The sequence below is a fragment of the Pseudoalteromonas sp. BSi20495 genome (assembly GCF_000241185.1).
In the GTDB taxonomy this organism is placed as follows: Bacteria; Pseudomonadota; Gammaproteobacteria; order Enterobacterales; family Alteromonadaceae; genus Pseudoalteromonas; species Pseudoalteromonas fuliginea.
In genome coordinates this window covers 1-5,591 of the sequence record NZ_BADY01000062.1, presented here as the reverse complement: position 1 = coordinate 5,591, position 5,591 = coordinate 1, and the positions used below count along the sequence as shown (strand labels likewise).

4 protein-coding genes are annotated in these 5,591 nt (G+C 40.3%); all 4 read left to right on the top strand.

Features of this window, described 5'->3' with window-relative positions; all coding sequences use genetic code 11:
• The first annotated feature begins 342 nt into the window (after positions 1 to 342).
• The 4 genes from P20495_RS11425 to P20495_RS21315 are packed head-to-tail and all read left to right on the top strand — an operon-like array spanning position 343 to position 5,509.
• On the top strand, positions 343 to 1,680 hold the full coding sequence (locus P20495_RS11425; protein ID WP_008135857.1) for an MFS transporter: 1,338 nt from the start codon (positions 343 to 345) through the stop codon (positions 1,678 to 1,680).
• Between the two features lie 14 nt (positions 1,681 to 1,694).
• A complete protein-coding gene (locus tag P20495_RS11430) occupies positions 1,695 to 2,639 on the top strand; it encodes a glycoside hydrolase family 43 protein (RefSeq protein WP_008135856.1) in 945 nt (314 codons plus the stop codon).
• 19 nt (positions 2,640 to 2,658) lie between these two features.
• On the top strand, positions 2,659 to 5,109 hold the full coding sequence (locus P20495_RS11435) for a beta-L-arabinofuranosidase domain-containing protein (protein ID WP_008135855.1): 2,451 nt from the start codon (positions 2,659 to 2,661) through the stop codon (positions 5,107 to 5,109).
• Positions 5,110 to 5,119: 10 nt separating this feature from the next.
• Complete coding sequence (locus tag P20495_RS21315) at positions 5,120 to 5,509, top strand: FKBP-type peptidyl-prolyl cis-trans isomerase (protein WP_008135854.1); 390 nt, start codon at positions 5,120 to 5,122, stop codon at positions 5,507 to 5,509.
• Positions 5,510 to 5,591: the final 82 nt, after the last annotated feature.

The window sequence follows — 5,591 nt, the reverse complement described above, 5'->3', positions numbered from 1 at the left end:
TTTACTTTATTGATCATGATTATTTGATGGTGATGTTGTTAGCTGGCTTTAACCATCTGTATTGCATTTCTTCTGTACTTATTTTTGTATCTTCTAAACTTACTCTGCTGACAACCTTGCTTTGATTAAACACCATTCAGTGGACGAAAAAAGTTGCGATTTAATTAGTATGATAATACTATTAATGTGATTAGCATTTAATTTACAAAAATAACGAATGCAGTGGCTATCATCTGGCATTATCAAGGGATTAGTTTACCTTGATAATATTAGTTTGGCTGGCCTTTATTATTTTAAATAGGTGATAGCCGCTATCATCTATTTTAAAAACTAGGTAGTTGTATGGAAAATCAAAAGTTATCAGTTGTAGAAAAAGTCGGTTTTGGTGCTGGCGATATGGCAGTCAATGTGATGGTTGCCGCGTTATTTTATTTTATGTCGTTTTTCTACACCGACATTTATGGCCTTGACCCTGTTGATATGGGTATCTTATTTTTAGTGGCGCGTTTTGTCGATGCGTTTACTGATCCATTAATGGGCATTATTACCGATAAAGTAAAAACTCGCTGGGGTCAGTTCCGCCATTGGTTCTTATTTTTATCAGTGCCTTATGGTATTGCAATCGTTTTGCTATTCACCACCCCAGATTTTGATTACAACATGAAGTTGCTATGGGCATACCTTACCTACCTATTTGCTACTTTGATGTTTACCGGTGTTGCTATCCCGTATATTTCATACATTGGTGTATTAACGGCTGACCCTAAAGAGCGTTTATCGGCGAATGGTTATCGGATGTTTTTTGCAAAAATTGCCAATGTAATCATTGTCTTTTCTGTGCCTTTGTTAGCATCAATGTGGGGCGGAGGCGATATTGCGCATGGTTATAAACTGGCTATGATTCTAGTATCTACTTGTGGTGTGGCACTATTCTTATTTTGCTTTTTTACTACGCGTGAGCGTATTACCCATGAACCCCAAACTGAAAGTATCGCTACTCAATTTAAAGCACTACTGAAAAATGACCAGTGGTTATTACTGTGTGCAGCCTGTGTGCTTGGCACGTTAGGCTATGCAATTCGCGGCAGTGTTGCTATGTATTATGCCACCTATTATTTAGGTGAACCAAGCCTTGCTGGCGCGTTCACCAGTGCTGGTATTGCTGCCTCGATTGTGTCTATGGTTGCCAGTACTTGGATCACTCAGCGCTATTGCAAAATGAAGTTATTCCGCCAGTCACAAATCGCTGTACTCGTGATTTCTGTTGTGATGTATTTTGCTGTGCAACCTGGTGATGTTTACCTCGCCTTTGTGCTATACATTATCTTGTCTTTTGTGGTTGATTTACATGCGCCAGTATTTTGGTCTGCAATTGCCGAAGCTGTTGATTACGGGGAAATTAAAGATGGTGTACGTGCTTCAGGTTTATCGTTTGGTGGCATCTCATTTTGCCAAAAAGCCGGTGGTGGTTTAGCAGGTCTTGCAGGGGGGTTATTGCTGGCGTTTTTCGAGTACAAGCCTAACGTTGAACAATCTGAATTTACACTGATGGGCTTGGCTTTAATGCTTACCGTCATTCCTGGGGTTTTCCATGCATTACTTGGTTTTATTTTAAAGAAATACAAGATTACCGACCAATATTATACCGATATGGTGATACGCCAACGGTTACCGAAATAAATTTAGGAGCATTTATGTCAACTTTACCTAAACCTTTGATCCCACAACGTGCTGATCCATATATTCATAAGCACACAGATGGTTATTATTATTTTACCGCGTCTATTCCGGCGTATGATGGCATTGAACTACGCCGTGCGAAGACGCTTGAAGGGCTTGCAAGCGCAACGCCGAAAATAGTGTGGATGAAACCAGAAACTGGCCCGTATTCAGAACTTATTTGGGCGCCTGAAATTCACTTCAATGATGGCGCTTGGTATGTATATTTTGCAGCGGCGCCTAGTCGTGAAATTAAGCACGATTTATTTCAACATCGTATGTATGCAATTAGCTGTAAAGATATGGATCCGATTGAAGGTGAGTGGCAGTTTTGCGGTCAAATAGAAACTCCATGGGATACTTTTTGTTTAGATGCTACGACTTTTTATCATAAAAATGAGCTTTATTATTGTTGGGCACAAAAAGAACCGGGTGTAAAAGGTAACTCAAATCTGTACTTGGCTAAAATGTCATCACCTACGCAAATTACAGGTGAAATAACACGGTTAACAATCCCTGAACTTGATTGGGAAATAATCGGCTTTTGGGTTAATGAAGGACCAAATGTACTTAAACGTAATGGCAAAATATTCTTAACATATTCAGCCAGTGCTACCGATGAAAATTATGCTATGGGTTTGTTATATTCTGACCTAAACAGTGATTTATTAGATATAAATAGTTGGACAAAAGTGCAAGAGCCGGTTTTTCGTAGTAATGAGCCGAAGTCGATGTTTGGGCCTGGGCATAACAGTTTTACCCAAGATGAAAATGGTAACGATGTATTGGTTTATCATTGTCGCCAATATACAGAGATTGAAGGTGATCCACTTTGGAATCCTGACCGCCATACCTTCACAAAATCACTAAACTGGGATGACAATGGTATGCCAGTTTTTGGTAAACCTGGCGAACAATAATAACAAAAAGGCTCTGTGTATGTTTGATTTAGCAGTAAAAAAATTACCGTACTTTATTAGTTTTTCATTCGCTGCAATCTTCTTATCTGCTTGCAGCGAAGATCTAATCACAAGCAACAAAACTGATAATACACAACATACACAGAGCACACCTCAACAGCTCTTTGCACTTAATCAAGTAAGTTTAAGTGCAGGTCCTTTTTTACACGCGCAACAAACGAATGTGCGTTATTTACTTGCGTTATATCCTGATCAACTATTAGCTCCATACTTACGAGAAGCTGGTATCGAGCAAAAAGCGCCATCGTATGGTAACTGGGAAGACACAGGCCTTGATGGACACATTGGTGGGCATTATTTATCATCGTTAAGCCTTGCGTGGGCTGCAACTGGCGATGAAGAACTAAAGCGTCGTTTAGATTACATGTTAAATGAGCTACAACGAGCGCAACAGGTTAATGACGGTTATTTAGGTGGGATACCAGATGGTCAAGCAATGTGGCAACAAATTCACGATGGTAATATTAAAGCTGATTTATTTAGCTTAAATGATCGTTGGGTGCCACTTTATAATATAGATAAAATTTTCCACGGCCTGCGTGATGCTTATTTGATTGCAGGCAGTGAGCAAGCAAAAACAATGCTGTTTGATTTAGGCGAATGGTTTTTAAACTTAACGGCTAAGTTAAGCGATGAACAAATTCAACAGATGCTGTATTCAGAATACGGTGGTTTAAATGCGGTATTTGCTGATATGGCTACTATCGGTAACGATAAACGTTACTTAAAACTAGCACGTCAATTTACCCATAACAATATTATCGATCCGCTTCTAGAAAAACAAGACAAGCTGACCGGTTTACACGCGAATACGCAAATTCCCAAAATTATTGGTATGTTGAAGGTCGCTGAGGCCAGTGATGATAAAGCTTGGCAACAAGGCGCGGATTACTTTTGGCAAACAGTGACTAAACAGCGTTCAGTGGCCATTGGTGGTAACAGCGTAAGTGAGCATTTCCACGATAAAAACGACTTTACTCCTATGGTTGAAGATGTTGAAGGCCCTGAAACCTGTAACACTTACAACATGATGAAACTCAGTAAATTACTGTTTCTCAAAACCGCTGATACACGTTATTTAGAGTACTACGAGCGGGCAACGTATAATCATATTTTATCATCGCAGCACCCTGAACATGGCGGTTTGGTTTATTTTACATCAATGCGACCAGGACACTACCGTATGTATTCATCAGTGCAAGATTCAATGTGGTGTTGTGTAGGTTCGGGTATCGAAAATCATAGTAAATATGGTGAGCAGATCTACAGTAAAAATGACGATAACTTATGGGTAAATCTATTTATTCCAAGTACGCTTGATTGGCAGCAACAGGGCTTAAAAGTAACTCAACAAAGCCTTTTTCCTGATGCTAATAATATAACCTTAGTGATTAACACATTAGATAAAAAACATATCTCATCAGCGCAGCTACATATTCGTAAACCAAGTTGGGTTACTGATGAATTGCAATTTGAACTTAATGGCAAAGCAATAAATGCCACTGCAGAGCAGGGGTATTACGCAATAAAACATGACTGGCATGATGGCGACAACTTAACTTTTACTTTAGCGCCAAAGCTGTACACAGAGCAACTGCCGGATGGCCAAGATTATTATGCAGTATTGTATGGTCCTGTGGTTATGGCTACTAAAGTACACGCATTTAAAAACGAGCAGTTGAATTTTGTGGCAGACAACAGCCGCATGAGTCATATTGCCGCGGGACCTACGTGTCCACCCGAAGCACTGCCTATCATGCTCAGTGAACCTGAGCAGTTTATTGCTGATTTAAAGCGTACGCCTAGCGCAGAGTTGGCATTTACCACAGATAAAAATGTCGCTATTGCTCAGCAGGGCATAGGAAGTACACAAACAACTCAGCTAATTCCGTTCTTTAGGCTGCATGATAGTCGCTATCAAGTTTATTGGCCGCAGCAAAGTGAAGCTGAATTCACCCAATTTGTAAAAGGTTCAAAAGCACAAGAACACGCAAAAGAGCAGTTACGATTATTGACGGTTGACCAAATTACACCAGGTGAGCAACAGCCTGAAGTAGAGCATGGCTATAAAGGCGAAAACACCCGCGCGGGCGTAAATAATGGACACCATTGGCGTGATGCAACAGGTTGGTTTGAATACACATTAGCCAACCCAGATCAGCAAGCAGTGGCACTGCGTATTCGTTATTTTAATGCTGATGTAGGCAGTAAGTTAACCATTACTATTAATGGTGAGGTGTTGGCAAAAGTAAGTTTGCCGACTCAGCAAACTGATACAGAATTTTATAGCATTGATTACCCGTTAACCGATGTAATGCAACAAGCATCATCGTTAACACTGCGTTTTAGCGCCGAGCAAGGCTCTATTGCTGGTGGTATTTACGGTATTCGCTTAATTAATAATAAGTAGCAGAGTGTGTATGACTTTACACCATACCCAGAGTAAGTACTCAAAAGTGAGTGAACGACGCTACCCACTTACTGAGCAATATATCACGCAGCCTGGCGTGTACGTCACAGGTTCTGGTTTAATGTATTGTGTAATTGAGTTTGGCAGTGGCGAACTACCTTCATGGGATGACACTGTTAAGGTGCAGCAGCGCGTGATGACTGCAACAGGGCATGTGCTTTATGATACGCGGCAAATCGAGCAATTGGCAGAGTATGAAATAGCTGAAGCGATAGAAGGTTTGCAAGAAGCACTCATGCTGATGCCGAAAGGCAGCCGTTATGAGCTTTTGATTTTACCGCATCTTGCCTACGATATTTACAGTGTGGCACTTAACGAGTCATTAGCGGCCGGCCAGTAGTGAACAGCTTATTTTTATGGATATTACTCTAATCGATTTTAATTAAGACGCAAATTGAGTATTAAATTAAAGTATAAAAAAC

Excerpts from the sequence above, each read along its gene's own strand:
- P20495_RS11425 (WP_008135857.1), top strand. The coding sequence starts at position 343 with ATGGAAAATCAAAAGTTATCAGTTGTAGAAAAAGTCGGTTTTGGTGCT.
- P20495_RS11430 (WP_008135856.1), top strand. The coding sequence starts at position 1,695 with ATGTCAACTTTACCTAAACCTTTGATCCCACAACGTGCTGATCCATAT.
- P20495_RS11435 (WP_008135855.1), top strand. The coding sequence starts at position 2,659 with ATGTTTGATTTAGCAGTAAAAAAATTACCGTACTTTATTAGTTTTTCA.
- P20495_RS21315 (WP_008135854.1), top strand. The coding sequence starts at position 5,120 with ATGACTTTACACCATACCCAGAGTAAGTACTCAAAAGTGAGTGAACGA.